Below are 3,054 nucleotides of genomic sequence, written 5' to 3' on the forward strand. Positions count from 1 at the left end.
GCGTTCAGCGCCAGCAGGGAGGGCAGCCCGTCCCACACGCCGCCCCAGGCCGCGCCCTGGCCCGCCCGGAAGAGCGCCAGCAGCAGCGCCGAGGCAGTGCCGATCTGCTGGTGCCCCGGCAGGAAAGCGATGGCCGCGGTCGAGCCGCCAAGCAGGAACAGGGCGATCGTCAGTTTCACGCCGCGCCCGTAGCGCCGGTCGACCGCCATGAAGATGAGCGACCCGACCGGCCGTGCGAGGAAGGCGAGGGCGAAGATCGCGAATGAGAAGAGGGTGCCCGTCAGCGGGTCCGCATAGGGGAAGACCAGGGACGGGAAGACGAGCACGGAGGCGATAGCATAGACGAAGAAGTCGAAGAACTCGCTCGTGCGGCCGATGATCACGCCAATGGCGATCTCGCCGGGCGCGATCCGGTGCTCTCGCGCCGTGACGAGCCGGGCGTCGCGCTCCAGCGGGGTCGAACTCGCGGCGGTGGCCTCACTCATGCTCGTATCCCATTCCGGCCCCGGCGCAGAGACGGCCCGGTTCCCTGACTGTATGGCTATCCGAAACCTGATGCCCGAAAGCTGCGGCCGGAGGGATTGGACAAAATGTCCAATGGTCCACCGGAACCGCCTGCTTGTATGGGCTCCGCATGCGCGAACAGACAACGGCCGTGGCGAGGCGCCTTGCCCGCGCGGGCACGATCCCCCTGCTTCTCACGCTCGCCGGGTGCGACATGGTCGTGATGAACCCCACGGGGGACATCGCGGTCCAGCAGCGCGACCTGATCCTGATCGCCACGGGGCTGATGCTACTGATCATCGTCCCCGTGATGGTGCTCACGGTGCTCTTCGCCTGGCGTTACCGAGCCGGCAATCCGCGCGCCAACTACGATCCCAAGTTCGACCACTCCACCTCGCTGGAGCTGGTGATCTGGTCCTGCCCGCTGCTGATCATTATCTGCCTGGGCGCGATCACCTGGTCGAGCACGCACCTGCTCGACCCCTTCCGCCCGCTCGACCGGATCGCCCCGGGCCGGCCCGTCCCGCCGGGCACCCGACCGCTCGAGGTGCAGGTGGTGGCCATGGATTGGAAGTGGCTGTTCATCTATCCCGAGCAGGGCATCGCCACGGTGAACGAGCTGGCGCTCCCGGTGGATGTGCCGGTGCGCTTCTCCATTACCTCCTCCACCCAGATGAACACTTTTTACGCGCCCACCCTGGCCGGCATGATCTACGCCATGCCCGGCATGCGCTCGGAACTGAACGCGGTGCTGAACGCGCCGGGCGAGAGCTGGGGCTATTCTGGAAACTACACCGGCGCCGGCTACTCCCACATGCGCTTCAAGCTGATCGGCGTGGACGGAGCCGGTTTCGACCGCTGGGTGCAGCAGGCCAAGGCGGCTGGCACCGGGCTAGCCACGGCTGAGTACCTCGCCCTCGACCGCCCAAGCGAGCGGGTGCCGGTGATGCGCTTCGCCTCCGTCGCGGAGGGGCTGTTCGACCGGGCCCTGAACCAGTGCGTTGAGCCGGGCAAGCCCTGCGCGGCCGAGGTGATGGCGCGCGACCAGCAGCGCGGAGGCGGCCACGCGCACGGGGAGTTCGGCTCGGGCATGCCGGCCGGGCGCGCAGGCTCCCCGTCGAGCGGGTCCTCCCGCACGGAGCCCGCGCTCCTGCGCGACGCCGAGGAGAAGGGGACCGGTCCGAACGTGACCGCCCCGCCGCATCCCACCGGGCCCGGCCACCGCACCCCCTATTAGGCACGCGACAACCTCGGGCGCCGGCCACGGCCGGCGCGCTTCCTCCCGCGCCCCGCGCGGGGTACAGCCCCATCTCCGGATTGGACCATGCCAGAGCATAGCTTCCTGAAGACGGTGTTCGGCCGTCTCACATTCGAGTCCTTCCCCATCCACGAGCCGATCCTGCTCACCACCTTCATCGTCGTGGTGGCGCTGGGCCTGACGATCGTGGCGGCGCTCTCCTACTTTCGGCTTTGGGGCTATCTGTGGAAGGAGTGGTTCACCAGTGTGGACCACAAGCGCATCGGCATCATGTACGTCATCCTCGGCATCGTCATGCTTGTCCGCGGCTTCGCGGACGCGCTGATGATGCGAGCGCAGCAGGCGGTCGCCTTTGGTGCGAACGAGGGTTATCTGCCGTCGCACCACTACGACCAAATCTTCACCGCCCATGGCACGATTATGATCTTCTTCGTGGCCATCCCGCTGGTCGTGGGAATCATCAACTTCGTCATGCCGCTCCAAATCGGCGCGCGCGACGTGGCCTTCCCCTTTCTGAACAACCTGAGCTTCTGGCTCACCGCCTCCGGCGCCGCGCTCGTCATGATCTCGCTTTTCGTCGGCGAGTTCGCGCGCACGGGCTGGCTGTCCTACGCGCCCCTGGCCGGGCTGGAGTACAGCCCCGACACGGGGGTGGACTACTATCTCTGGGCCTTGCAGATAGCAGGCGTAGGAACCACGCTGTCTGCCATCAACATGGTCGCGACCATCGTCAAAATGCGCGCGCCCGGTATGACCATGATGAAGATGCCGGTCTTCTGCTGGACGGCGCTGTGCAGCAACGTGCTGGCCATCGCCATCTTCCCCGTGCTGACCGCCGCCTTCTTCCTGCTTATGCTGGACCGCTACATCGGAACCCACTTCTTCACCAACGACATGGGTGGCAGCCCCATGATGTACTGGAACATGGTGTGGATCTGGGGTCATCCGGAGGTCTACGTCCTGGTCCTGCCGGCCTTCGGCATCTACTCCGAGATCACCTCCACCTTCACTGGCAAGCGGCTCTTCGGCTACTCGTCGATGGTCTATGCCACAGTGGTCATCACCATCCTCTCCTACATCGTCTGGCTGCACCACTTCTTCACCATGGGCGCGGGCGCCAGTGTGAATTCCTTCTTCGGCATCGCGACCATGGTGATCTCGATCCCGACGGGCGCGAAAATCTTCAACTGGCTCTTTACCATGTACCGCGGCCGCATCGTCTATGAACTGCCGATGATGTGGGTCGTCGCATTCATGCTCACCTTCGTGGTGGGTGGCATGACCGGCGTACT

The 3,054-nt window shown here is 65.7% G+C and carries 2 protein-coding genes and 1 pseudogene; 2 read left to right on the forward strand and 1 reads right to left on the reverse strand.

Annotation, left to right across the window (positions count from 1 at the left end):
• Positions 1 to 485, reverse strand: a pseudogene (locus tag FHS87_RS23055) (MFS transporter); the annotation flags it as partial.
• Positions 486 to 634: 149 nt separating this feature from the next.
• Between FHS87_RS23055 and cyoA the strand changes: the two are divergent.
• Both cyoA and FHS87_RS23065 read left to right on the forward strand, forming a co-directional pair.
• Positions 635 to 1,741 carry a ubiquinol oxidase subunit II gene (cyoA, locus tag FHS87_RS23060; protein WP_184522200.1) on the forward strand — a complete coding sequence of 369 codons (1,107 nt, stop codon included), beginning with the start codon at positions 635 to 637 and terminating at the stop codon, positions 1,739 to 1,741.
• Positions 1,742 to 1,855: 114 nt separating this feature from the next.
• Positions 1,856 to 3,054: cbb3-type cytochrome c oxidase subunit I (locus tag FHS87_RS23065; RefSeq protein ID WP_456306630.1), on the forward strand; the 1,199-nt coding region annotated here is incomplete at its 3' end.

This window comes from Muricoccus pecuniae, from assembly GCF_014199205.1.
Lineage (GTDB): Bacteria > Pseudomonadota > Alphaproteobacteria > Acetobacterales > Acetobacteraceae > Roseomonas > Roseomonas pecuniae.